At 38.6% G+C, this 25018-nt stretch carries 27 protein-coding genes and 2 other annotated features; of the genes, 23 read left to right on the top strand and 4 right to left on the bottom strand.

Annotated elements, in window-relative coordinates; all coding sequences use genetic code 11:
• Positions 1 to 10: 10 nt before the first annotated feature.
• The 3 genes from fosM to metG all read left to right on the top strand — a co-directional run bounded on the left by fosM (position 11) and on the right by metG (position 3390).
• A complete protein-coding gene (gene fosM / locus ACQKN4_RS08765; protein ID WP_079562197.1) occupies positions 11 to 436 on the top strand; it encodes a FosM family fosfomycin resistance protein in 426 nt (141 codons plus the stop codon).
• 55 nt (positions 437 to 491) lie between these two features.
• Positions 492 to 1139, top strand: a complete 648-nt coding sequence (locus tag ACQKN4_RS08770; RefSeq protein WP_079562198.1) for an HAD-IA family hydrolase — start codon at positions 492 to 494, stop codon at positions 1137 to 1139.
• Positions 1140 to 1304: 165 nt separating this feature from the next.
• Positions 1305 to 1571, top strand: a binding site (T-box leader).
• A gap of 184 nt (positions 1572 to 1755) precedes the next feature.
• The gene (gene metG / locus ACQKN4_RS08775; protein WP_427483387.1) at positions 1756 to 3390 is read left to right on the top strand and encodes a methionine--tRNA ligase; all 1635 of its coding nucleotides are present in this window, start codon (positions 1756 to 1758) and stop codon (positions 3388 to 3390) included.
• 98 nt (positions 3391 to 3488) lie between these two features.
• Here metG and ACQKN4_RS08780 read toward each other — a convergent pair whose 3' ends face one another.
• Positions 3489 to 5060 carry a 2-isopropylmalate synthase gene (locus ACQKN4_RS08780; protein WP_427483389.1) on the bottom strand — a complete coding sequence of 524 codons (1572 nt, stop codon included), beginning with the start codon at positions 5058 to 5060 and terminating at the stop codon, positions 3489 to 3491.
• Positions 5061 to 5183: 123 nt separating this feature from the next.
• Positions 5184 to 5421, bottom strand: a binding site (T-box leader).
• Between the two features lie 572 nt (positions 5422 to 5993).
• Here ACQKN4_RS08780 and ACQKN4_RS08785 point away from each other — a divergent pair.
• Complete coding sequence (locus tag ACQKN4_RS08785) at positions 5994 to 6761, top strand: HAD-IIB family hydrolase (RefSeq protein WP_079562201.1); 768 nt, start codon at positions 5994 to 5996, stop codon at positions 6759 to 6761.
• 131 nt (positions 6762 to 6892) lie between these two features.
• Positions 6893 to 7135 (top strand): hypothetical protein, encoded by a 243-nt coding sequence (locus tag ACQKN4_RS08790; protein ID WP_427483390.1) that lies wholly within the window; start codon positions 6893 to 6895, stop codon positions 7133 to 7135.
• A gap of 226 nt (positions 7136 to 7361) precedes the next feature.
• Here the strand turns inward: ACQKN4_RS08790 and ACQKN4_RS08795 are convergent, their stop codons facing one another.
• Positions 7362 to 9056 (bottom strand): methyl-accepting chemotaxis protein, encoded by a 1695-nt coding sequence (locus ACQKN4_RS08795; protein ID WP_427483392.1) that lies wholly within the window; start codon positions 9054 to 9056, stop codon positions 7362 to 7364.
• A gap of 311 nt (positions 9057 to 9367) precedes the next feature.
• Between ACQKN4_RS08795 and ACQKN4_RS08800 the strand changes: the two genes are divergently transcribed.
• From ACQKN4_RS08800 to ACQKN4_RS08820, 5 genes are all read left to right on the top strand, one after another.
• A complete protein-coding gene (locus tag ACQKN4_RS08800; RefSeq protein WP_427483393.1) occupies positions 9368 to 9862 on the top strand; it encodes a DUF1648 domain-containing protein in 495 nt (164 codons plus the stop codon).
• A gap of 129 nt (positions 9863 to 9991) precedes the next feature.
• Positions 9992 to 10648, top strand: a complete 657-nt coding sequence (locus ACQKN4_RS08805) for a YdeI/OmpD-associated family protein (RefSeq protein WP_427483395.1) — start codon at positions 9992 to 9994, stop codon at positions 10646 to 10648.
• Positions 10649 to 11120: 472 nt separating this feature from the next.
• Positions 11121 to 11558: a DUF1801 domain-containing protein gene (locus ACQKN4_RS08810; protein WP_427483397.1), complete on the top strand. Its 438-nt coding sequence runs from the start codon at positions 11121 to 11123 to the stop codon at positions 11556 to 11558.
• Positions 11555 to 11932, top strand: a complete 378-nt coding sequence (locus ACQKN4_RS08815) for a VOC family protein (protein WP_197143839.1) — start codon at positions 11555 to 11557, stop codon at positions 11930 to 11932. The genes ACQKN4_RS08810 and ACQKN4_RS08815 overlap by 4 nt, the downstream gene beginning before the upstream one ends.
• 84 nt (positions 11933 to 12016) lie before the next feature.
• Positions 12017 to 12997 (top strand): GNAT family N-acetyltransferase, encoded by a 981-nt coding sequence (locus ACQKN4_RS08820; RefSeq protein ID WP_427483398.1) that lies wholly within the window; start codon positions 12017 to 12019, stop codon positions 12995 to 12997.
• A 51-nt stretch (positions 12998 to 13048) separates the two neighbouring features.
• Here ACQKN4_RS08820 and ACQKN4_RS08825 read toward each other — a convergent pair whose 3' ends face one another.
• Positions 13049 to 13486 carry an Rrf2 family transcriptional regulator gene (locus ACQKN4_RS08825; protein ID WP_079562208.1) on the bottom strand — a complete coding sequence of 146 codons (438 nt, stop codon included), beginning with the start codon at positions 13484 to 13486 and terminating at the stop codon, positions 13049 to 13051.
• 190 nt (positions 13487 to 13676) lie between these two features.
• On the opposite strand from ACQKN4_RS08825, the gene hmpA reads away from it, so the two are divergent.
• The 13 genes from hmpA (at position 13677) to ACQKN4_RS08890 (ending at position 23168) form a co-directional block, all read left to right on the top strand.
• A complete protein-coding gene (gene hmpA / locus ACQKN4_RS08830) occupies positions 13677 to 14843 on the top strand; it encodes an NO-inducible flavohemoprotein (protein ID WP_427483400.1) in 1167 nt (388 codons plus the stop codon).
• 181 nt (positions 14844 to 15024) lie between these two features.
• Complete coding sequence (locus ACQKN4_RS08835; RefSeq protein ID WP_427483402.1) at positions 15025 to 16086, top strand: YeeE/YedE thiosulfate transporter family protein; 1062 nt, start codon at positions 15025 to 15027, stop codon at positions 16084 to 16086.
• Positions 16087 to 16103: 17 nt separating this feature from the next.
• Complete coding sequence (locus ACQKN4_RS08840; protein WP_079562211.1) at positions 16104 to 16328, top strand: sulfurtransferase TusA family protein; 225 nt, start codon at positions 16104 to 16106, stop codon at positions 16326 to 16328.
• A 254-nt stretch (positions 16329 to 16582) separates the two neighbouring features.
• Positions 16583 to 16843, top strand: a complete 261-nt coding sequence (locus ACQKN4_RS08845) for a metal-sensitive transcriptional regulator (RefSeq protein ID WP_349659363.1) — start codon at positions 16583 to 16585, stop codon at positions 16841 to 16843.
• A 43-nt stretch (positions 16844 to 16886) separates the two neighbouring features.
• Positions 16887 to 17228: a rhodanese-like domain-containing protein gene (locus ACQKN4_RS08850; protein WP_079562213.1), complete on the top strand. Its 342-nt coding sequence runs from the start codon at positions 16887 to 16889 to the stop codon at positions 17226 to 17228.
• Between the two features lie 12 nt (positions 17229 to 17240).
• Complete coding sequence (locus ACQKN4_RS08855; RefSeq protein WP_079562214.1) at positions 17241 to 17537, top strand: rhodanese-like domain-containing protein; 297 nt, start codon at positions 17241 to 17243, stop codon at positions 17535 to 17537.
• A gap of 248 nt (positions 17538 to 17785) precedes the next feature.
• Complete coding sequence (locus tag ACQKN4_RS08860) at positions 17786 to 18340, top strand: sulfurtransferase TusA family protein (protein ID WP_427483406.1); 555 nt, start codon at positions 17786 to 17788, stop codon at positions 18338 to 18340.
• A gap of 12 nt (positions 18341 to 18352) precedes the next feature.
• Positions 18353 to 18748, top strand: coding sequence for a DsrE/DsrF/DrsH-like family protein (locus ACQKN4_RS08865; protein WP_079562216.1), 396 nt, complete (start codon positions 18353 to 18355; stop codon positions 18746 to 18748).
• A gap of 87 nt (positions 18749 to 18835) precedes the next feature.
• Positions 18836 to 19963, top strand: coding sequence for an MBL fold metallo-hydrolase (locus ACQKN4_RS08870; protein WP_427483408.1), 1128 nt, complete (start codon positions 18836 to 18838; stop codon positions 19961 to 19963).
• A 158-nt stretch (positions 19964 to 20121) separates the two neighbouring features.
• Positions 20122 to 20349: a sulfurtransferase TusA family protein gene (locus ACQKN4_RS08875; RefSeq protein WP_079562231.1), complete on the top strand. Its 228-nt coding sequence runs from the start codon at positions 20122 to 20124 to the stop codon at positions 20347 to 20349.
• 105 nt (positions 20350 to 20454) lie between these two features.
• The gene (locus tag ACQKN4_RS08880) at positions 20455 to 21231 is read left to right on the top strand and encodes a sulfite exporter TauE/SafE family protein (RefSeq protein ID WP_079562218.1); all 777 of its coding nucleotides are present in this window, start codon (positions 20455 to 20457) and stop codon (positions 21229 to 21231) included.
• Positions 21232 to 21244: 13 nt separating this feature from the next.
• Positions 21245 to 21949 carry a DsbA family oxidoreductase gene (locus tag ACQKN4_RS08885; protein WP_079562219.1) on the top strand — a complete coding sequence of 235 codons (705 nt, stop codon included), beginning with the start codon at positions 21245 to 21247 and terminating at the stop codon, positions 21947 to 21949.
• Between the two features lie 274 nt (positions 21950 to 22223).
• Positions 22224 to 23168: a c-type cytochrome gene (locus ACQKN4_RS08890; protein WP_427483410.1), complete on the top strand. Its 945-nt coding sequence runs from the start codon at positions 22224 to 22226 to the stop codon at positions 23166 to 23168.
• A gap of 41 nt (positions 23169 to 23209) precedes the next feature.
• On the opposite strand, the gene ACQKN4_RS08895 is transcribed toward ACQKN4_RS08890, so the two are convergent.
• Positions 23210 to 24904 carry an FAD-dependent oxidoreductase gene (locus tag ACQKN4_RS08895; protein ID WP_427483412.1) on the bottom strand — a complete coding sequence of 565 codons (1695 nt, stop codon included), beginning with the start codon at positions 24902 to 24904 and terminating at the stop codon, positions 23210 to 23212.
• Positions 24905 to 25018 lie beyond the last annotated feature (114 nt).

Below are 25018 nucleotides of genomic sequence, written 5' to 3' on the forward strand. Positions count from 1 at the left end.
GGACACACATATGACAATCCAAAACATAAATCATTTATTATTTTCAGTTTCCAATCTAGAGGCATCCATTGCATTCTATGAAAAGGTTTTTGACGCAAAATTATTAGTGAAGGGGAAAAGTACAGCCTATTTCGATGTAAATGGGCTGTGGCTTGCCCTGAATGTAGAAAAGGATATCCCTCGTAATGAAATACATCAATCCTATACACATATAGCTTTTTCTATCCATGAGGATGATTTTGATAAAATGTATGAAAAGTTAATCCAACTTAATGTCAATATCCTAGAAGGTAGACAAAGAGATGTAAGAGATAAAAAATCGATTTATTTCACAGATCCAGACGGTCATAAGTTCGAATTTCATACAGGGACTTTACAGGATCGATTGAATTATTATAAAAAGGAAAAAATGCATATGGAGTTTTTTGATGTCTAAAGGTTGCAACACTCCTTCTGATGATTACGTTGATAATAGTAGAAGGGGTGATTTTATGAAAAAAGCTATTATTTTTGATATGGATGGTACTTTATTTCAAACAAATCTAATATTAGAGCCAGCACTAGCGGCGACGTTCGATGTGCTACGTGCAAAGGGCTTGTGGCAGGGAGAAACACCAATAGAGAAATACCGCGAAATTATGGGTGTTTCATTACCTGTTGTGTGGGAAACGTTATGTCCTAGACACACGCTAGGGACACGGGAAGAAAGCAATGCATTATTCCACGTTAAGCTTATTGAACAAATACGGAATCGTCAGGGTGCATTGTACCCACATGCAGAGCAAACACTTGCCACTTTGGCGGATAACTATGATTTATTCATTGCTAGTAATGGACAAACTGAGTATTTACAGGCGATAGTAGAAACTTATCAATTACAACGTTTTATTAAAGGTACATATAGTATTCAATCCATTTCGAGTGGTCATAAATCGGATTTAGTGAAAAAGGTAATTGAGGAAAATGCCATTGAACACGGAGTAGTTGTTGGTGATCGTTCTTCTGATATTCAAGCAGCTCATGACAATCAGTTATTCTCTGTTGGTGTTCGTTTCGACTTTGCACAGGAAACCGAATTACAGAAAGCGGACATTGTTATTGATGATTTAAAAGAGTTACTTGATTTAAAGTTAGGATAAAACTTTATCGACTACATTTTCTGATTTATCACCCAACTTTTTCGGTTTATCGAGAAGATTGAATGATTTATCGCCCAACTTTTTCAGTTTATCGAGAAATAGGAACGATTTATCGACATACATTGCAATTCATAATCAAAAAGAGTAAGATAGTGGAAATCTATAATAAAAGCATTGATAAGGAAAAGTAAATTGGATAAGCATTGTATAGAGAGCCTCTGTTGGTGGAAATGAGGTAAATGTCCCCTTTTGAAAATGACCTTTGAGCTTCGTACCGAAAGCAAGTTTGCGAGTAGATTACGACGAGATGGGCACTCGTTACAACAGCGGCAGTATCTCTCATTGAAATTTGAAATGAGACGCACTGATGGAGGCAAATAGTGAGAGCTATTTGTAAATATAGGTGGTAACACGGGTAAACTCGTCCTAATCAATTTTGATTAGGGCGTTTTTTTTATCTTCATTCAGGACTTGCCTGAATGAAGATAAAGCCTCCGGCGGATGTCGCGGGTTTTGAAAGGAAGAATTGTGCTAGCACAATCAAAATCCAGACGCGATTACACCGAGGCGTAATTAATCTACACTTTTTACATTTTTTCGAGGGGAGCAACTTAGGATGACAATTGTTATTGGAGGCGCGTGGCCATATGCAAATGGTTCTTTGCATTTAGGGCATGTTGCCGCATTATTACCGGGTGATATTTTGGCTAGATATTATCGACAAAAGGGCGAGAAGGTACTATATGTTTCAGGGAGTGACTGTAATGGCACCCCGATTTCTATTCGGGCTGCACAGGAAAAAACGACAACGGAAGCAATTGCTAATCATTATCACGAAGAGTTTTCAAAATGCTTCGATGAATTAGGATTTACCTATGATTTGTATACGCGGACAGATGCGCAGCACCATCATGAATCTGTTCAAACAATTTTTTTGCAGCTATTAGCGAACAATTTTTTATACAAAAAGAAAATTGAACAGGCTTATTGTGAAACGGACAAGCAGTTTTTGCCTGACCGATTTGTCGAGGGGATTTGTCCAAACTGCGGTGCGAAGGCACGTGGTGACCAATGTGATAATTGCTCAACCATTTTAGACCCGCTCGATTTAATCGACAAACGCTGCAAGATTTGTGGGGATGCGCCAATTATCAAGGAAACAGAGCATTTTTATTTTGCCTTTAGTCAGTTTCAGGGGAGGCTAGAGACGTATTTAGCGGAGGCAAAGGTAGAAAAACGCTGGCGAGATAATGCCTTAGGTTTAACAGAGCGTTACTTGGCAGAAGGGGTCCCGGACCGTGCTGTAACAAGGGATTTACCAAATGGGATAGATGTGCCAGTAGCAGGTTTTGAAGGCAAAAAAATATATGTGTGGATTGAAGCAGTAGCAGGCTACTTAACAGCGAGTTTGGAATGGGCAAAGCAGCACCAAATAGCGATTGAAGATTTGTGGAATGAAGAAACAATTTCATATTATGTGCATGGTAAAGATAATATCCCGTTCCATACAGTTATATGGCCAGCCATTCTAATGGGGATGGGAGCAAAGGCATTACCTACACATATTGTATCAAACGAATATTTAACATTAGAAAAACGAAAATTATCAACGAGTCAAAACTGGGCGGTATGGGTGCCTTATATTTTAAGTCGATACGATGCAGATTCCATTCGATATTTTTTAACAATGAATGCGCCAGAAAATCGCGATACGGATTTCTCTTACCGAGAATTTATTTATAGTCATAATGGCGAATTACTTGGCGCTTACGGTAATTTTGTTAATCGCACATTGAAGTTTTTAGAGAAATCGTTTGATCGTCAAGTGCCTCATGCAGAGGTGGATGACACTATTCGAACACACACAATTCAGCTGTTTAATGATGTTGGGAATCATATAGAATCGGGTCATTTTAAGCAAGCGTTAGAGGCTGTTTTTGAATATATTCGTGCGGCTAATCGCTATTTTGATGAGCAGCAGCCATGGCTACAGGTGAAAGAGAATGTGGAAGCTGGAAATCAAACATTAGCGACATGTGTTTATATCATTGCCAACCTTGGACAACTATTACATCCATTTTTACCGTTTTCAGCTGAGAAGGTGAGAAAAATGTTAGGAATAAAAGAAGTGAAGTGGCATGAACAAGTAGACTTACCAACAGGCATTAGCGAAGTGACACCGCTGTTTGAACGTCTTGATGTTGCACTAATTGAAGAGGAATATCAAAAGTTAGTTGAGGGCAGTCGATAAGAAAAGTAAAAGCAGTATGACTCCAAATAGTGTCATACTGCTTTTAACTTCTTTCCGATTCCGGACGCAATTATGCCGAGGTATAATTGATCTATTATTTAATTCATAACAGGCGTTAATTTAGCAACAACGATACTATTAATCGCATTAATATAAGCTAGCGCACTCGCTTTTAAAATATCTGTATCTGCAGCTTTGGCGATATACTTTTCTCCTTCATGTTCGATTGTAATTTTTACTTTTCCAAGCGCTTCTTTACCGCGCGAAACGCTATTAATATTATATTCCACAAGTTTTACATCAATGTTCGTAATTTCTGCGATGGCAGAATAAAGGGCATCGATTGGACCTGAGCCAACTGCGCTTGCTTTAAATACCTCGCCGCCTTTACGGACTTTCACGCTTGCTGAAGGGAAGCTTACGTTGCTGACGACTTGTAAATCATCGAAGTCAAAGAACTGATCACTATAGTGAGTGGCATTAGCATTGTTTGCGTCATGCTTTTCATAATAGCTTTCTACAATAACATATAAATCGTGATCGTAAACTTCTTTCTTTGCATCAGCCAGCTTTAAGAAGCCTTCGAAGATTCCTTCGAATTCATCCGCTGTAAGATTTGAAAAGCCAAGTTTTTCAAGAGCATTTTTCACCGCGTGACGGCCAGAGCGCGCTGTCAGGACTAGCTCCATATCGTCAAGACCTACATCTTCTGGGTGGACAATCTCATAGGCATCACGAGATTTAAGAAGACCGTCTTGATGAATACCAGATGAATGGGCAAAGGCATTATCTCCAGTAATCGCTTTGTTTACTTGTACGTCTAAGCCCATAAAGCTTGAAACAAGACGAGACGTATTCATAATTTCTTTGGTGTTGATACGCGTCTCAGCATTGTATACAGAGCTACGTGTCTTCAATGCCATGACGACTTCTTCTAATGCAGCATTTCCTGCGCGTTCACCGATACCGTTAATTGTACATTCAACTTTATCTGCGCCGTTTTTAATCGCAGCAAGCGTGTTAGCAGTTGCCATACCAAGATCATTATGGCAATGAACACTTAACAGAACACTATCGTCTAAATTTTTCATACGCTCATTTAGTTTATAAATCATCGCTCCAAATTCTTCTGGTTCTGCAAAACCGACTGTGTCAGGTACATTTATCATCGTTGCACCAGCCTTCATTACGGCTTCGATCGTCTTCCAAAGATACTCGAAATCTGAACGAGAAGCGTCTTCTGTTGAATACTGGACTTGTGGTAGAAGAGTTTTCGCATATTTTACTGCATCTACGCCAATCTGTAGAATTTGATCCTTGGATTTACTAAATTTTTTCTCAACATGAATATCAGAAGTACCGAGTACCATATGAATCATAGGGTTTTCTGCGTATTTTACAGCATTATAAACAGCGTCAATATCTGCCTGTACAGCACGTGCTAAAGCAGTAATCATAATGTCGCTTGTATTCCCAACTTTTTGTGCAACAGCTTTAACGGCATCAAAATCTCCTTGTGATGAAGCAGGGAACCCAGCTTCGATAATATCGACGCCTAATTTTTTGAGTTGCTGAGCAATCTCTACTTTTTCATATAAATTCAGTTTTGCACCTGGCACTTGCTCGCCATCACGTAAAGTCGTATCAAACACCCAAATTTTTCTTCCCATTTTCAAACACTCCTTTTGTAGTAGTAATATTGATATTGTCTCTGCTTTGAACCGTTAGCTCTGCTAGAGACGAAAACCACACCTAGGCCAATAAAAATAAAAAAACTCGCCTCTATATAAAAATATAGAGACGAGTTTATGCTCGCGGTACCACTCTAATTGACTTTCACTTTACAGAAAAAGCCCCCTTATCGACAGCTATCACTGTCTATCCCGTTAACGGAGGAAACCGACGTCCCTTACTTAGAGTTCAGGGAGTGGCTCATGGACGAGTTCGAAATGTGTGTCTATCGGTTTGCACCAACCACCGACTCTCTACAAGTACACTTGCATTTCTACTATTTCCAATCTTGGCCTACAATAATGTGTTGTTGAAAGCAATCATACTGCGATATTTCTGATTTGTCAATAATATTCTAAAAATTATTTCTTTTCTGTCTTGTTGTGGTGGGCAACTCCTTGGGGATCAGCGATATAGAGGAACGAAGGCTAAAAGGATCACATCCTGTCGCTGCCGCTACGTTAGCACTACGCTTTCGCACAGAAAACATTTGTTGCCCCAAGCGGCTCATCGGACGCCCCCAGGAAGCTCTGCTCTACGCGAAAGCGAAGCGACAGCAACAAATGTTTTAACTGTGCGAAAGCGAAGCGACAGCAACAAATGTTTTAACTGTGCGAAAGCGAAGCGACAGCAACAAATGTTTTAACTGTGCGAAAGCGAAGCGGCAGCAACAAATGTTTTAACTGTGCGAAAGCGAAGCGGCAGCAACAAATGTTTTAACTGTGCGAAAGCGAAGCGGCAGCAACAAAGCGCCCAGCCGTAACGGAAATCAACCCCGCGTTATTATAATAATCATTATTATTTCTACAATAAATGTAAATATTTATGAGATAATAAATGGGTAATTAATAGTTTAGAAAGAGGGCGTGACAATGAAATTTGTATTTGATTTAGACGGTACGATTTGCTTTAAGGGTCAACCATTAAGTGAGGGAGTTACTAATGCTTTAGAAGCTTGCATCGAAAACGGACATGAAATCATTTTTGCATCCGCTCGTCCGATTCGTGATTTACTACCAGTATTACCTGAGACAATGCGAAAATTTTCAATGGTAGGGGGAAATGGTGCATTTGTTGCACAGAACGGAGAAACTATTGAGGTAACAGCATTTGAAGCAAAAATTATAGAAGAGATTCAAAACATCATTTCAGCATTTGGATTGCCGTATTTAATAGACGGTGATTGGGATTATGCATATACAGGTAGTGAGACGCATCCAATTTATCAAAATTTAGATCCATTAAAACTTGCGAAAAATGTTTCGTTGCAAGAGTTGAAGGATATAGTGAAAGTTGTATTATTCCCTGGAGAGCAACGTAATGAAATAGTAGGTAAACTAAAAAAACTACCAATCTCGTTATATGAACATACATCTGAAAATATTGTAGATATGAGCCCGAGTGGCATAAATAAATGGAATGGTTTAACGAAGTTAGGTATCGCTGAAGGTGAATTTATCGCATTTGGTAATGATACGAATGATGCGTCCATGTTTGCAAAGGCAAAAGAAAGCGTTTGTGTAGGGGAACATAAAGTACGTGAGCTTGCGTCCTTACAAGTACCGAGTGAGGAGACGGCAATAATTAAGATGTTAAGTGTGTTAAATGAAAAGTACAAGGAAGAGGCTTTAATTGATTAGATTCCCATGCTGGGAATCTCTTGTAAATTGAAGAATCCTGTACATATAAATGAATGACATCGATAGATACCATTTAGGGATAATCAAAGTCCAATTTTCATATAGGACGATGATAAAAAGGAGAAGATTATATGGCAGATTCTAACACAATTTCGTTCCTTTGGCAGCTCTCTTTTTTCATTTCTGGTGTCACATTAATAGTAGGTATTAAAAAAAAGTCTTGGGTTTATATGCTGATAAGTACAATTACATTTTTGCCTTTAGCGTTTTATTTTTTATTAGGAGCAAAAAATTCTTTTAAATATATTGGACTAACACCATTTGTTCTTTTCATATTAGCTATATTATTTTCGTTTTTAAAAAGAAGATCCTAGGCAGCTGGGAGAAAAAATAAAGATCCTCCCAAATTGTATACAAATACAGTTTTGGAGGATCTTTTTATTAAAAAGTTAATTAGTCAATGAAATAGATATCTAAACATGTTTGAAAATCAACAAGTCTTGATTTTGATAATCTTGAAATTAATATTATTAATTCGTTAATAAATCTGGTTTAAGGGTTGCTGTGTTAATCATTGCTGAGTGTCTACTCTTATCATTTTTATTCAACCTTAAAGCGTGAAACCTGTGTTTGTAATTCCTCGGCCATGTTTGATAGTGTAGCAGCGGAAGCGGCCACTTCTTCAATAGTTGCTAGCTGTTCCTCGGAAGCAGAAGCTACATTTTGTAGATTGGAAGAAGACATCTGTGCGATTGTTGCAATTTCATCAAAGGATGCGTAAATTTGCTCAGCGCTTGATGACATTTCCTCTGAAACTGTCGTTGCTTCTTGAATTTGTTTGGATACATGCTCAGTCAGTTCAACGATTTTTGAGAAGCCTTCCTCCGCTACTTTGACAACTTGCATACCTACTTGAACCTCTTGTGTACCAGTATCCATAACAGCTACGGCGTGGTGTGTATTCTGTTGGATTTCTGAAATCAAAGTTGAAATTTGTTCAGCAGATCGCTTGGATTGCTCCGCTAATTTTTTTACTTCATTCGCAACTACTGCAAAGCCTCGACCATGATCTCCTGCACGTGCTGCCTCAATTGCAGCATTCAATGCTAGTAAATTTGTTTGCTCTGCAATATCTGTAATGAGGCTAATAATATTTCCGATTTCAACAGAATGGTTTTCTAAATCTTTCACAACGCCAGCAGATTCTAAAACCGCTGAATTGATGGTGTCCATCTGTGTAATAACACGGTGAAGTGATTCATTTCCTTTATTCGCTTCCGTATTTGTCTCTATAGCAAGCTCTGAAACAGCAGCTGTAGTCACAGCCAATTGTTGAATGCCTTTTGTCATAGTTTTCATAGCTACCGAACTTTCAGTAGCATTTTTACCTTGAGCTTCGGAGCCGCTTGCTACTTCTTGTATAGAGGAAGTGATTTGTTCTGTCGCTTGAATAGTTTGTTCAGCACTTGCTGTTAGCTCAGCTGCAGAACCACTTACTTGTACAGTGTTATGACGTACATTTGTAATAAGATCCTTTAAGTTTGCCGCCATTTGATTAAAGGCAAGTGCTAAATCGCCTACTTCATCACGATTCTTAATTTGAATTTGCTCAGCTGTTAAATCGCCCCCAGCAATTTTTTTCGCGGTCTTTGCCATTCCTCTGATAGGGCGGGAAATAAGGCTTCCCATGATCATAGCAATTATCAGACTAATGACAACGGCAAACACGCCGAGAATAATCATTTGGAATTTAATAGATTGTATTTCTTTTGATGTAGCAGCGATTTTTTCTTTTATATATTCATCTTGATAGTTTGCAAGGTTAGCTACACGTTCGTCGAATTGTTTAATAATTAGGCGGCCCTGTGTGCTATCAAGCTTTACATATTGTTCTGTTTCTCCATCGGCCTTTAATGAAAACATGCGATCTGCGAACTGTTGGACATCTTGCTCGCTTTTATTGATTGCCTCTAATAATTCGATTGATTTTTGAGAATCGAACGATGCCATTAATTCATCATATTTCTTTTTAAATTCTTCACGGGACGCCGTATTACTTTGAAAATTTTGCTTGTCTCCAAGTAATAGATAGCCTCTCATATTTACAATTTCCTGTTTAGCAATTGCGCGGAGCTCTTGTATACTAATAGATTTTGTTGTTTGTTCTTCAAGTAACACGCGATATGTCTTGTTTACGGAATTAAGCTGTTTAAAATTTAATCCGATGGTGCCAATCAATACTAAAATTACAATAAAAAAACCGAGTGTTAACTTTTTATAGATAGTAAATCGCATAGTTGTCGTTTCCTTTCTCAGTAATTTAGTAGAAATGTTACAAAAAAATGAAATATGTATATACCATTTATATCAGATTATATTAATTTTACAAAGTATTATGAGAATTTCTACTATATTGAATAAGAAGAGTAAGGACGTAAGTTGTAGATAAAATGATAAAAAAGGTAGAATAAAGTGCCGTTTTACTGTTAGTGGAAGCGGATAGTTATGTATATATCGCAAACAATTAAGACAATTTGCGCAAATTTGAAACTAAATGAACTGTAGTAACGTAGAAATGGTAAAGGGATAAGCAAGGATGTGGGAAGATGTATAGACCTGTTTTGAAATTGCCGAAAACATCATATGAAAAAATTTTGGACTATATCGGTGGTGGATTATTTGTTCTGTCCATCCTTTATATTTTGGCTATGTGGGGCAACCTACCTGAGGAGATTCCAGGACATTTTAACGGAGCAGGAGAAGTTGATCGCTGGGGTTCCAAAATAGAATTATTTATCCTTCCGTTTATTGGACTACTTCTATGGATTTTTCTAGGGTTCCTCGAAAGGGTTCCGCATACGCATAATTACCCAGCACGCTTAAATGAAAGTAATGTTGAGGCTTTTTATTTGAATAGCCGAAAAATATTAAATGAAGTGAAAAACCTTTGTCTCATTTTATTTGCAGCTATATCCTTCCAAATGGTACGCATTGCACTTGGTGAGGTAGAGAATCTTGGCTGGTGGTTCCTGCCGATAGTGATAATTGGAACAGCCATTCCGATAATTAAAGGTATAGTAGCGACTACCAAAATAAAATAGCTTATTTCAATGTAAACGAAACGCTCGAGAAAATTTGAGCGTTTTTTTTGTACGAATTTTTCATTAAATCAGCTATACTATCAAAACTAAGAGAAAATTGAATTGATCTGTAAAAGAGGTGTCAAAACTATGCAAAAGAAATTTAAACTTAAAGATGAATTGTCCATTGCTATTCATAATCAGCCGCAGGATATGTTGCTAGAGGGAATACCCCAATCGGGGAATACACCTCATGATCGAATCATTACCTTTGTATTTACTATTGATGAAATGGTAACGTACTTACAAAATGAAATAAAGTTAAACACTCTCGTGGAGCAAGGCTATTTATTTTTTGTGTATCCGAAAAAGGGGAATAAGAAGTATGAACAGTTTATTCATCGCGATGAAATCTTCCCGGCTATTCAAGTAGACGATGAAAAATACATTGTTGGCAGTGATTATAAATTTGCGAGTCTTATGTCTTTAGATGAGACATTTTCAATATTAAGCATAAAAAGAGATGGCAAAAGCCGTGGCAAGAAGAAGACAGCGAGTAGTCAATGCGTAAGCGACTATGAGGGCATGATTCCTCAATTGCGTGATTCACTTGCGGAAAATACGGATGATTTAACATTTTATGATGGATTAACACCGGGCTATCAAAAAGATTGGGCCCGATATATTTATAGTGCGAAAAAGGAAGAGACGCAGGTAGCGCGCTTGGAGGAGATGCGTGAAATTATTAGACTAGGCTACAAAACAAAGGAATTATACCGAAAAGCAAAAGCAGAAGGAAAAGCATAAATAACAAAGAGGTTTTATTGATTATTTTAAATGATGCTATATTCGTGCTAATTGGCAATCCTATGATTAGCCTAGCTCGTAGCTTAGCGATTAAAACGGAAATCAATGTCTTCTAATTGGCTATTGGCTCATTATTAAAAATTAGGGATGATATTTATTACACATATGAAATCAATTCAGCGTTATGGTAATTTGCCATACAAATCATTTCTAATAAATTGATCCATCATCGGAAGTTTGAGATGACATTTTGTAAAACGTATTTCATACATATAAGTAGATTGGAGTGGAGGCTGGGCGACTCCTCGGGGATAAGCGTTACAGATGAGACCCTGGAGCGAGCAAAGCGAGTGAAGCGGCTCATCGAACGCCCCCCAGGAAAGCGCCCAGCCGGAACGGAATCAATTCTACGTTATGGAATGAGTCTTCTATAAAGATATACACCAATACTATGTTGAAAAGGGGACAGAGTATGAAAAACACTTATATTGAGCAAGTAGATAAAAAATGGCAGGAAGGTTTTGCTAAACTTGTAGATGTCGTAGAAAGCAATTTACCAGAGGGTTTTGAAGAAAATATGAATTATGACATGATAAGCTATGTTGTCCCGTTATCTACTTATCCGAAGGGCTACCATTGTACACCGAATACTCCTTTACCCTTTATAAGTCTTGCTGCACAAAAACGTCATATTGCGGTTTATCATATGGGCATTTATGCAGATCAAGCGTTACTCTCGTGGTTCCAAGAGGAATATGCGAAACGAGTTCCGACAAAGCTTAATATGGGGAAAAGCTGTATTCGTTTTACAAACACTAAAAATATTCCGTATGAATTAATAGGAGAGCTTGTTTCGAAAATGACACCAGCACAATGGATTACAAAATATGAAGGGGAGTTAAATAAATGAAAAGTGCCACTACGTTTTTAATGTTTCAAGGACAAGCCAATGAAGCTATCCAGCAATATCAACAATGGTTTTCAGAGTTACAAGTAGAAAGCTTAACTTATATGGAAGACTCACAACAGGTTGCAATGGCTGTCCTTCATTTAAAAGGTTTGAAAATAATGGTGAATGATAGTGTGATACAACATAACTTTACATTTACACCGTCAACCTCTATCTTTGTGGAATGTGAGTCTATAGATGAAATCGACAGTCTGGTTGCTCAAATTTTAGAGGGTGGACAGGCGTTAATGCCGCTAGATAATTATGGGTTCTCAAAGAAATTTGCCTGGATTCAGGATCGTTTCGGTGTATCTTGGCAACTAACATATAATTAAATTTAGGAATAAGCTTTAAGCCATTAGAGGATGATACAAAAATCCAATGCGTAAGGCGAGATCATATTAAAAGGAGAATAGAATATGGCCGTAACTTTAGTGAGACACGCTATAAAATATGCTGAAGCAATGCATGCACTGTCTTCCATGCCACAGGTTCGAGATGCACTAGGGTTACCTGCTGGAAAAGTGGAAGATACGATTAATTTTATTAAACGTGAGTGTGTGGACGAAGAGGCAGGAAAGACAGTTCCTCGTGTTATCTTAGATGAGGAAGGGCAACTGATTGGTGTAACGGCGTTAATGTTTATTGATCACAATAAAAAGAGCTGTCATATTGGCTCATGGCTAGGCTATGAATTTTGGGGTAAAGGCTATAATCTTCAATCTAAAATTGCCATTTTAGATATTGCATTTTTTGAGTTAGGGTTAAAGTATGTTTTTGCAGGAGCTCGAAGGGTCAATATTCGCTCACAAAAGGCACAGGAAAAATTGCCTTTTATTCGACTCGGAGTTGAAAATGATTTTCCGAAGGAGCATTCATGGTTAGAGGTCAAGGAAAAGCAGCCTTGTGTTTTAAATGTTTTTGAGCGCGAAGATTTTGTCCAATATCGTACATCTTTAAAGAAAGTGGAAGGTGCGAGAGAAGACTATTTACCACAATTGTTATTGGCCGATGAAAGTGAAGAAGCTGTTCGGAAATATTTAAATGACGGTGAATTATTTGAGATTAAATGTGGCGAGCAGTTAGCGGGTGTGGCGTTACTTCTAGAACAATCTGATAAGACAGTAGAATTAAAAAATATTGCGATCGTACCGAAGTATCAAGGTAAAGGGCTTGGAAAAGAAGCGCTTCGTCAAATAACTACACTTTGTCAAACACAAGGGTATCAAACGATAATAGTTGGAACTGCGAATTCTAGTATTGATAATATTGCATTCTATCAAAAAGCAGGCTTTCGTATGGAAGCAATTGAAAAAGATTTTTTCAGTAATTATCCAGAGCCAATCTATGAAAATGGAATTCGTGCACTAGATATGATTTTCTTTTCAAGGGCATTGTAAAACAATATAGACATAAGAAATACCCGTCCAACTTGAGTTGTGCGGGTATTTTTATTCGCCAAGCAACAGTGCCATCAACTTTTCTTTTGAATGTAAAAAATCATCAAGCGTATAGCGATCTAAGACTGATAAATAAGCTTGTAATGCTTCATATAATACGCCTTTCAGCTGACATTCTGGTGCAATTTTGCATAGATTATTTTCTTTGTCAAAGCATTCGACAAGATGAAAATCCTCTTCTGTATGACGCACGATTTCTCCAATTGTAATGGTTTTTGGATCAATCGCTAGGCGAATTCCTCCACCTCGTCCTCGAATCGTTTCAATATAGCCCAATAATCCAAGTTGATGTGTCACCTTCATTAAATGGTTTTTCGATATATTGTAAGCGTCAGAAATTTCTTGGATAGTTGATAATTGGCCTTCATCCTTTGCACCCAAATAAATGAGTGTTCGAAGAGAATAATCGGTGTATAAAGTTAAGCGCATAAGAACACCCTACTTTCTATAGTTCAAAATAATTATAGCATTTTTACATTGAAGTATAATAAATTCAATACTTTTTTAAAGATGTATTTAAAATACATTAATTATGTCCATTTTGTTAAAGATGTATTTTACATATTGCTTTAAGGAATTGATAGCGTTATATTGTAATCACGAAAGGATGGTATGCGATATGTTAAAACAAGAAACAGTACAAATTATTAAAGCGACAGTTCCTGTATTAGAAGTTCATGGAGTGGAGATTACTAAAACGTTTTACAAAAATATGTTTCAAGCTCATCCGGAATTATTAAATATTTTCAACCATACAAACCAAGAAAAAGGTCGCCAGCAAACAGCATTAGCAAACACAGTTTATGCTGCTGCGGTTCATATTGAAAATTTAGAAGCTATTTTACCAGCGGTGATGTTAATTGCTCATAAACACCGTAGTTTAGGTATTTTACCTGAGCACTATCCAATTGTTGGAGAAAACTTATTAAAAGCTATTAAAGAAGTGCTTGGTGATGCAGCAACAGATGATATTATTAATGCTTGGGCTGAAGCATATGGCGTCATTGCAGATATCTTCATTCAAGTAGAAGAAGAGCTATATCAAAAAGCTGAGCGTAATGGCGGTTGGCGCTTATTTAAACAACTGAAAGTGGCGAAAAAAGTAGTAGAAAGTGATCTTGTTACATCTATCTACTTTGAAAATGAAGACGGTTCGTCTCTACCAGCTTATGAGCCGGGTCAATATATCAGTATCCGTGTGAAAGTACCAGGCGAACAGTATTTAATGAACCGTCAGTATACGCTTTCGCAAGCAAGTGCAGAAGACGGCTACCGTATTTCAGTGAAACGTGAAAGTGATCATATGCCAAATGGTAAAGTATCTAACTTTATTCATGACGTATTAGAAGTGGGAGATTTAGTGGATGTAAGTGTTCCAGCAGGGCTATTTGTCTTAGAAGAAACTTCTACTCCTATTACGTTTATAAGCGGTGGTATCGGTGTAACACCATTGAATAGTATGCTGCAATCACTAACAGATGATGCGACAAACGAAGTGAGCTTTATCCAGTGTGCGCGCAATGAAAAAGTTGTAGCATTTAGCGATGACATCAAAAAGAAAGTAAATGTGCTACCAAATGCAACATACACAGCGTTTTATTCGGATGAAAATAAGAAAGTCTCAAAAGAATTGTTAGCCGAAAAAGTAGCCGATAATGCAGATGTTTACGTATGTGGACCGGTTGGCTTTATGGAAGCAATCATTGAAAATTTACATGAGATTGGCGTGAAAGACGAAAAAATTCATTATGAATTCTTTGGTCCAGCAATGCAGTTAGCCAAATAAATAAAAATCTGACCCCTTGTTATAAGAAGCAGTTTTCTGCACTTGTAGCAAGGGGTTTTTGTTGCGCAAATATGAAAAAAGTCATTGTATTTAAAATAGTAAAAAAAGTAATTGAATTCATAGTAAAACAAGTGGTATTATACCCTATAAGAATACTAAGGTATTGGAAGGGGAATGACGGATGGTTCAAATGGTTATTACGGGACTTATTTGCGGAGCTTTACTTGGATTTGTTATGCAACGTGGTCGTTTTTGCTTAACTGGCGGATTCCGCGATATGTATTTAACAAAAGATAACCGTATGTTTTACGCATTACTTATTGCAATAGCAATCCAAAGTGTGGGTGTATATACCTTAATTAGTTTAAAGGTATTTGAATTCAGTGCTGGTTCGCTACCGATCGTAGCTGTTATTGTTGGTTCGTTTATTTTTGGAATTGGCATTATTTTCGCAGGTGGTTGTGCAACAGGTACTTGGTATCGGGCAGGAGAAGGTTTACTTGGCAGCTGGATTGCATTAGCTGGTTATATGCTTGTAGCAGCAATGATGAAATCAGGCGTATTGTTGCCGATGGATACGGCTATTAAAGAAACGAAAATTGAAAGTAATTCTATTGCCGAGACAATTGGCGTAAATAACTGGTTGATTATTACGATTTTTGTAGTAGTCGTTACATTTATCATTTACCGTGAGCTAAAGAAGCCACGAGTGAAAATCCCAGGGTTAAAGCCGAAAAAAACGGGATTAGCACATATTTTATTTGAAAAACGTTGGCATCCATTTATAACTGCAACACTTATTGGTGTGATTGCAACTTTAGCGTGGCCGTTAAGTGTTGCTACTGGACGCATAGGTGGGTTAGGCGTTACAACACCTTCTGCTAATATTTTGCAGTTTTTGGTGACAGGACAAATTAGCTTCATCAACTGGGGTGTTTTCCTAGTGCTAGGTATTTTCTTAGGATCATTATTCGCAGCAAAAATGAGTGGCGAATTTAGATTTCGTATTCCAGATACAAAAACGGCGATTAACAGCTTATGTGGTGGACTTATGATGGGGTTCGGTGCAGGTTTAGCAGGAGGATGCTCAATTGGTAATGGATTGGTGATGACAGCGATGATGACTTGGCAAGGATGGATCTCATTAGGGTTTATGATTTTAGGTACATGGACTGCATCTTACTTTGTATTCGTTCGACCAAGTAAAAAAGCTAAGCAAGCTACAGAAATAATACCCGCATAAAAAAGGAGTGCTTTCATATGAAAAAAATATTAGAAGTTATGGGAATGGTTTGTCCATTTCCTTTAGTAGAGGCAAAAGAAGCGATCAAAGGCTTAAATTCAGGCGATGAATTAGAAGTGCAATTTGATTGTACACAAGGTACAGAATCCATTCCTCGTTGGGCAGCTGAAGAAGGGCACGAGGTAACGGAGTATGAGCAAGTTGGCGATGCGGCTTGGACAATTACGATTAAAAAGAAATAATTTAAAGTTTAAAAAAGCGAGAAATTCGATGATAGCATCGTCGGATTTCTCGCTTTTTTTTATGAAAAATTAAAGGGAGGTGTAGATAACTACTTGAGATTAACGGGGTAAAACGTTGATACAGAAGGGGTATAACATGGAAATGACGTTTAAGAAAAAATTAGAGCTTTCATGTTGACAATATACCTAATGGGGTATATCATGAATCTCGTAAGCAAGTTCAATCAATCGTTTTGAAAGGAGGAGTGAACAGTATGGCTTACGATGCAAAAACAGCTAATCGAGTAAAGCGAATAGAAGGTCAATTGCGTGGTGTTTTACGCATGATGGAAGAAGAAAAAAACTGTAAAGATGTGATTACACAGCTATCTGCCGTGCGTTCTGCGGTTGATCGAACTATTGGAGTAATCGTTAGTGAAAATTTATTGGAGTGTGTAACGACTGCTGAAGGGGATGCGGGGAAAATGAATAACGCCATCCAAGAAGCAATGGATTTAGTCGTTAAAAGTAGATAGATTTTATATACCCTTAACAGTATTAAGTTGGAGGCGATATTACTTGGAAACATGGATTATACTTGCTGTTGTTATAGCATTTTTTGTTTGGCGAATGAAGCCAACGAAAGGGGTGCAGTCAATTTCAGCGGCGCAATTGAAAAATATTCTAAATGATAAGGATAAAGTTTTTGTTGATGTGCGGACACCAGCCGAATATAAGGGGCGAAATATTCCGCAGTTCAAAAATGTTCCGCTCGGTTCTAGCTTTGAAAAGTTACCGAAGGACAAAGAGATCGTTGTCATTTGCCAAAGTGGCATGCGCAGTAGTCGGGCATGTAAACAGCTGAAGAAACAAGGGTTTGAGCGTGTGACAAATGTCCGTGGAGGCATGAGCGCGTATTAGGAGGAGAATAGTATGAAGGAAATTTCAGTAATGGAAGTACAACAAGCTGTAGAGCAAGGGCAGGCAATAAATTTAATCGACGTACGTGAAGTAGATGAAGTGGAGTCAGGACACATTCCTGGCATTATTCATATCCCGCTTGGCTTACTTGAATTTCGTATGCATGAGCTAAATAAAAATGAACCATATGTTATGGTCTGTCGATCAGGTGGTCGTAGTGGTAGTGCTACTCAGTTTTTAGAAAGTCAAGGCTTCGATGTATGTAATATGGTTGGTGGCATGCTTGCTTGGAATGGTGAAGTAAAATAAGAGGATGCACCCGCTATATTTTTTTAACTTCTTTCAGCGACCCGCTGAAATATAGGAACTCAGTCTAAGAACGCCACGTCCTGTGGCAACGACTGAGTTACCAACGTCGTGTTGGCCTAAAGCTTCCGGCGGATGTCACGGAATCGGAAAGGAGTTCTTTGTGCATGCACAAAGCCGATTCTGGACGCAATTATGCCGAGGTATATTTGATCTAAAATAATACCTATACAGGTATGAGGGAGGATGTTATGAGTATTAAGGCAGATTTTCAGCTGGATGCCAAGGGGCTTTCTTGTCCTATGCCAATTGTTAAAACGAAAAAGGCGATGGCTGATTTAGTAGATGGTCAAATTTTAGAAGTATCAGCAACAGATAAGGGTTCGAAGGCGGATATTGCTGCGTGGGCTGAATCTGTGGGTCATCAATATGTTGGGACAGTGGAAGAAGAAAGTGTGCTTAAACATTATATTCGTAAATGCTCAGACGACACGATAGATGAGCAAACTTTTGAACATACAATTGAGTTAAAAGAGGCAATGGCAAGAGAAGGACTTATTCTCGATGTTCGCGAGGAGGCAGAGTTTACTTTTGGTCATATCGAGGGAGCAAAGTCAATTCCGATGGGTGAGCTAGAGGGACGCCTTTCTGAACTTGATAAAGAGCAAGAAATTTATGTCGTTTGTCGAACTGGGAAGCGCAGTGATTTAGCTGCTAAAAAGATGGCGGCACATGGTTTTACAAAAGTATTTAACGTTCTACCAGGGATGACTTCCTGGATGGGACATTTAACAAAACATATTTAGGAGGAATTTATTATGTCAAATAAAGTAGCGATAATTGCAAGTAACGGTGGTCTTTTCGATGCATATAAGGTGTTCAATATTGCAACGGCAGCGGCAGCTACAGAGAAAGAAGTAGCGATCTTCTTTACATTCGAAGGATTAAATTTAATCCATAAGCAAGGAATGCATGCATTACCTATGCCTGCGGGAGCGGAGCATTTTGCAGAAGGGTTTGCTAAAGCTAATGTACCCGCAATTCCGCAATTAGTGGAAATGGCGCAGGAATTAGGTGTTAAGTTGATCGCGTGTCAAATGACTATGGATGTAATGGGTTTAACGACAGATGACTTTATTGAAGGCATTGAAGTTGGGGGAGCTGTGACGTTCTTAGAGTTTGCAAAAGATGCAGCACCGTCATTAACGTTCTAATTAATATAAATGACTCACTATATAGGCGGAGAGGACAATCCTTTCCGCTAAAAAAACAACAAAATAATACCTCTGGGGGTAATCAAAGTGTCGGTTTTAAAATGGAGTGCAGCAGAAGTAGCGAAAAAAGTAATTAATAATGAAGAATTATTTATTTTAGATGTTCGAAATGCGGATGCATTCGAAGATTGGAAAATTGATGGCCGTAAATTTGAATACCTTAATATTCCGTATTTTGAGCTACTAGATGGCGTGGAGGATATTTTACCGGAGATTCCAGCTAATAAAGATGTGTTAGTCGTTTGTGCGAAAGAAGGGTCATCACTGATGATAGCTGAGATGTTATCAGAAGCGGGTCGTACGGTTGCTTATTTAGCTGGTGGAATGAAAACGTGGAGTGAATATTTAGAGCCGATTAAAGTTGGAGATTTAACGGGGGGTGGTGAGCTTTATCAATTTGTACGTTTAGGGAAGGGCTGCCTTTCTTATATGGTCATCTCTGAAGGTGAAGCGGCGATTATTGACGCTGTACGTTTTACTGAAGCATTCTCAAGCTTTGCGGAAGAGAAAAACGTAAACATTAAATATGTGTTCGATACACATTTGCATGCTGATCATATTTCTGGTGGGCGTCATATAGCTGCAACTACTGGTGCTACGTATTATTTACCGCCGAAGGATGCAGAAGAAGTTGTATTTGATTATACACCGTTACTTGACGGCACAACTGTCCAAGTAGGCGCCTCTCGAATTGACGTAGGAGCGATTTATTCACCTGGTCATACAATTGGTTCAACGTCATTTATTGTGGATAACAAGTATTTATTAACTGGTGATATTTTATTCATTGATTCAATTGGACGCCCTGATTTAGCGGGTCTTGCAGAAGATTGGGTTGGTGATTTGCGTGAAACACTTTACAAGCGATACAGAGAATTATCGGATGATCTGATTGTTTTACCAGCTCATTTTATGATGATTGATGAACTAAATGAAGACGGAACTGTAGCGAAGCATCTTGGACAATTATTTGCCGAAAATCACGGCTTAAATATTAAAGATGAAGCGGAATTCCGAAGTGTCGTAACGGAGCATCTGCCTCCGCAGCCAAATGCATATCAAGAAATTCGTCAAGTAAATATGGGTAAGATTACGCCGACGCAGGATGAGCAGACAGAGATGGAAATCGGTCCAAATCGTTGCGCAGTTCGATAGTCTGTTTATAAAAGATGGTTAAATGTAATGAGTACGCATGCATGGTTATAGCATGTAAATACCGCGAAGCGAAGGCGCTCATCCTTCGTAAAGTCGTGAAAAAACAAAAGGAACCGGCAAAATCGCTTACAAGCTTTGCTGATTCAAAGGAGAAAAATATGAAATCAACTTTACAACTAGATGCAAAGGGCTTATCTTGCCCGATGCCTATAGTGAAAACAAAGAAAGCTATGGATACATTGACTTCGGGTGAAATTTTAGAGGTTCAAGTAACAGATAAGGGGGCTCTTGCGGATATCCCTGCTTGGGCAAAAGCTGGCGGTCATACAATTTTAGACAAATCTGAAGACGCTGGTGTCATTACATTCTCTATTCAAAAAGCTTAAAACGGGTGAGGGTTGTCTCTTCTATTAGAAGTTTAGAACAGCCCTCCTTTCAATTGATATGACAATGCCATTGAGGCGCCAGTGACCAGAAAGAAGGAAAAAAAGATGGATTTAGCATGGATTATTACAATATTTTTGATTGGCTTTGTAGGTTCGTATGTATCGGGAATGCTAGGAATTGGCGGATCGATTATAAAATATCCAATGTTATTATATATCCCGCCTTTACTTGGTTTTGCAGCATTTTCAGCACATGAGGTATCGGGGATTAGTGCGGTACAAGTGTTTTTTGCCTCTATTGCTGGGGTATGGGCATATCGTAAAGGTGGTTATTTAAATAAATCGCTGATTATTTATATGGGGGGTGCCATATTAGCAGGAAGTTTCGTTGGTAGTTATGGCTCCCAGTTTTTATCTGAAGCAGGGGTTAACGTCGTTTATGGTGTATTGGCGTTGATTGCTGCAGTGATGATGTTTATTCCTAAGAAACAAATTGACGATAAGCCGTTGGATGAGGTAACGTTCAATAAACCGATCGCGGCCATATTAGCATTCGTTGTTGGTATTGGATCGGGAATTGTTGGGGCAGCTGGTGGCTTCTTGTTAGTACCTATAATGCTAGTAGTGCTAGGTATACCGACGCGTATGACAATCGCTACAAGCCTTGCTATTACTTTTATATCCTCAATAGGTGGTACAATTGGGAAATTAATGACGGGACAAGTTGATTATTATCCTGCTTTCATTATGATTGTAGCTAGTTTAATAGCGGCTCCACTAGGTGCAAAAGCAGGAAAAAAATTAAACACAAAAGTTTTACAAACTATTTTAGCGGTGCTCATTTTAGCAACTGCCATTAAAATTTGGATAGATATATTGTAGGAGGCTGTAGTAAATGAAAATTGAGATTTTCTCGGATTTCACATGTCCGTTCTGCTACATTGGCAAAAGAGAATTGGAACGCGCCATTGACTCGGCAGGTTATGTGGGGCAGGTAGAAATTGAATACAAAGCATATCAAATTGGACCAGATACACCCAAGATAGATGCACCAACTGTATATGGGGGTATGGCTGAAAAATTTGACTCCTCGATAGAAGAAGTGAAGGAACTTACTAAGGGTATAGCAAAGCGGGCCAAAGAGGTTGGATTGCATTACAATTTTGATGATATGAAAACAGCGCATACTGAAAAAGCTCATCGATTAGCAAAATGGACACGACAGTTTGGTAAAGAGTCGGTCTACACGGAAGAGCTTATGAATGGTTATTTTACGGAGGGAAAAGACTTAAACGATGATATGTTCTTGTTAAAAGTCATAGAAAATATAAACTTAGATGTTGAAATAGCAAAGGGTATTCTGGCATCAACTGACTTCAGTGAAGCTTTAGACAGAGATCGATATGATGCTCAACAGCTAGGTGTAGAAAGTGTTCCGTTCTTTGTTTTTGAAAATCGTTACGGTATTAAAGGGGCAGAACCAAATGAAGTTTTCGTACGAACATTGCATCAGGCGGCGGAGATAGCAGGTATTCGGCCGGTGTTAAAGATGGTAGGTGATGGTGAAGCTATTTGCGTTGGTGGTGAATGTAAATTATAGTAGAATGCTAAAATGTCGGGTACAATGCTGTGCTCGGCATTTTTATATTCATTCGAAAATGTTGAACTGTACGAAAGTAAAGCGTCGGCTACAAATTTAGGAAATAGTACATACTGCAAGAGGTATTAAGTCTTGTTTGATGTGTTATAGAACAACGAATTTCATAATTTTATCCTCAAAATGATTCTATTTGCGTGTGGTGTGAGAAAAGTCACATCGAAAAAGATGCTGTTTTGCTAAAATATAGGTGATTATACAAAGGGGGGTATTATAGATGAAACCTATAGTAGCAGGAGTAGCGGGAACAGTGCTGTTAGCAGGTACACTTTTTGTAGGAGCAGCCATTAGCGACAAAATTTTAGGGGATGCAGAAAGCAAAGAAGCCGCTGTACAAACAAAAGTACAAACAACAGCAGCTGCTCAGTCAGTTGTCTATGCGCCACCAAGTATTGAAGAAGTGCCGGATGGACCTATGAAGGAAGCAATATTATATGGTTATGAGCTTGTCAATAATACACATGTTGCTGCAGAAGAATATGTTGGGAATCAATTGTCTTGCACAAGCTGTCATGCGGGGGCAGGTTACGATGAGCGAGTTTCGTCACTAGTAGGTGTTATGGCGGATTATCCCCAATATATCGCGCGCTCTGGTGATATTGTAACGATTGAGGAGCGTATTAATGGTTGCATGGTTCGTAGTATGAACGGTAAGAAATTTGACATGAATAGCAAAGAGTTGGAAGCGATGGTCTCGTACTTCTCTTATATTTCAGAAGGTGTACCTATCGGGGCAGAGCGTGAGTGGGTAGGTACAAGTAATATGAAGGACATTCCTATACCGGATGTTAAGAACGGTGAGGAAGTGTATGCTCAGTCTTGTATCGCGTGCCACGCGGCAGATGGCTCAGGTAATGGTGCTAATACAGGTCCTGCATTATGGGGTGAAAAATCATTCAATGACGGAGCGGGTATGGCAAGGATGTCGAAAATGGCTGGCTATATTCAACATAATATGCCAGTTGGTGCAGCTGGTACTTTGACAGATCAAGATTCCGCTGATTTAGCAGCCTTTATTTTATCGCAGGATCGACCTGAATGGGGAAATCATAATAAAGATTGGCCAAAGGGCGGACGTCCAAATGATATTATGAATAAAGAAAAACGGGATCAAGTTAAAAATGGGACAATAAATTGGGAGAAAGTACTTTCTACTAATTAAAAAGAAAAGGGATGCTGCAAACTAGTGGCATCCCTTTTGTGTTATTTAAAATTGTAGGCCGTGACAATTTTATCTCTGTTAGTTGTTACATCTGTGAAATATTCATACAAGCAAATACCGAGGAAGGAGCCGGCGACATTAAATACATTAGAAAAACCGTTGTTCTGGAGGGTCATTACAGCATTGTAGCTTCGTTGGCCAGATCGGCAATGTACGTAAACTGGTCTATCTTGTGGAATCTCATCCAAACGTTCGCGGAGCTCGCTTAACGGAATATTATTCGCATGAATGAGATGACCATTCTCAAATTCATTTATTTCGCGGACGTCTAAGAAATAAGCGTTATTTTCAACGAGACCTCTAACTTCGTCAACTTTTACTTGTTTATAATGACCATATAACTGGTTTTGGGCAACGAGTGCAGCTAAATTAACAACGTCACGTGCAGTGCTAAACATTGGAGAATAGGATAGCTCTAGCTCTTTCAAGTCTTCTAATGTGCCTTTCATTGTTATCATAGTTGCTATAACGTCGATGCGTTTGTCGGCATTGCCTTTTCCGATCGCCTGTGCGCCGAGAATCTTCCCAGTTGGCACTTCGTAAACAAGTTTAAAATGAAGTGGATTACTATTCGGCATTAAACCAACTTTGTCTGGTGCAATCAAGTACACGCTTTTTGCTTGGAAGCCGTGTGCGAGCGCTGTTTTTTCATTTAAGCCCGTTGTGGCACACGTGTAATCGAAAATTTGCACACTTGAAGAGCCGATAACTCCTTTGTTTTGTTGAGGTATATTGTACATATGATTAGCTGCTGCTCGTGCTTGTCGTTGCGCTGGACCTGCTAGTGCCAGGCGAGTTTGTTTATGGGTTAGTTGATGGAATACTTCTATAGCATCGCCCACAGCGTATATAGAAGGATCGGATGTTGTGTAATTAGCATCAACTTGAATACCGCCAAGTTCGCCTATTGCCAGTCCGGCTTCTTTCGCTAAAGAGGTTTCGGGACGAACGCCAATAGCTAATACAACAGCCTGTGCTTTCAATTGTTTACCGGAATTCAATTCTACATAATCTGCCGTAACCTTAGCTAGGCCGTCATTGACGATGACATTAATTCCTTTATCCATCATTTCTTTGTGTAATATTTGTGCCATATCATAGTCAAATGGCGTCATGATTTGTTGACTAAACTCAACGAGTGAGACATTAAAGCCGGCAAGTCGTAAATTTTCTGCAACCTCCACGCCTATAAATCCGCCACCAATAACAGCGATATCTTGTATGTCATCGCTTTGGATATACCGGTTTAAACGGTCGATATCCACGACATTACGAACGGTAAAAACGTGTGAAGAATGAACTCCGTCCAAGTTTGGAACAATTGGACTTGCGCCAGGAGATAACACTAATGTATCGTAGCTTTCTTCGTACTCAGTGTCAGTGGTTAAATCCTTTACAGTAATGCTTTTATCTTTTCGATTAATATGTAAAACTTCTTGATTAACACGTGCTTCAATCTTGTATTTTGTTTGAAAGGCTTGGGGTGTCATTAAGATTAATTTGTCGCTGTTATCAACGATTCCACTAAGGTGAAATGGTAAAGAGCAATTGGAAAATGAAACGTTCGGTCCTTTTTCAAACATTATAATCTCTGCCTGTTCGTCGAGGCGGCGGATACGTGCAGCGGTCGAGGCACCGCCTGCGACACCACCGACAACTAAAAATTTTTTACTCATGTGTAAGCACATCCTTTTCTTGTAGTATACATACATGGGTATGTTGTGGATAAATCAAGATTTTTATTGTGTTGATAATGAATAAAACTGTGGATAAATATTGCTTTAAGTGGA

The organism is Lysinibacillus sp. NPDC093692 (assembly GCF_050280125.1).
In the GTDB taxonomy this organism is placed as follows: domain Bacteria; phylum Bacillota; class Bacilli; order Bacillales_A; family Planococcaceae; genus Lysinibacillus.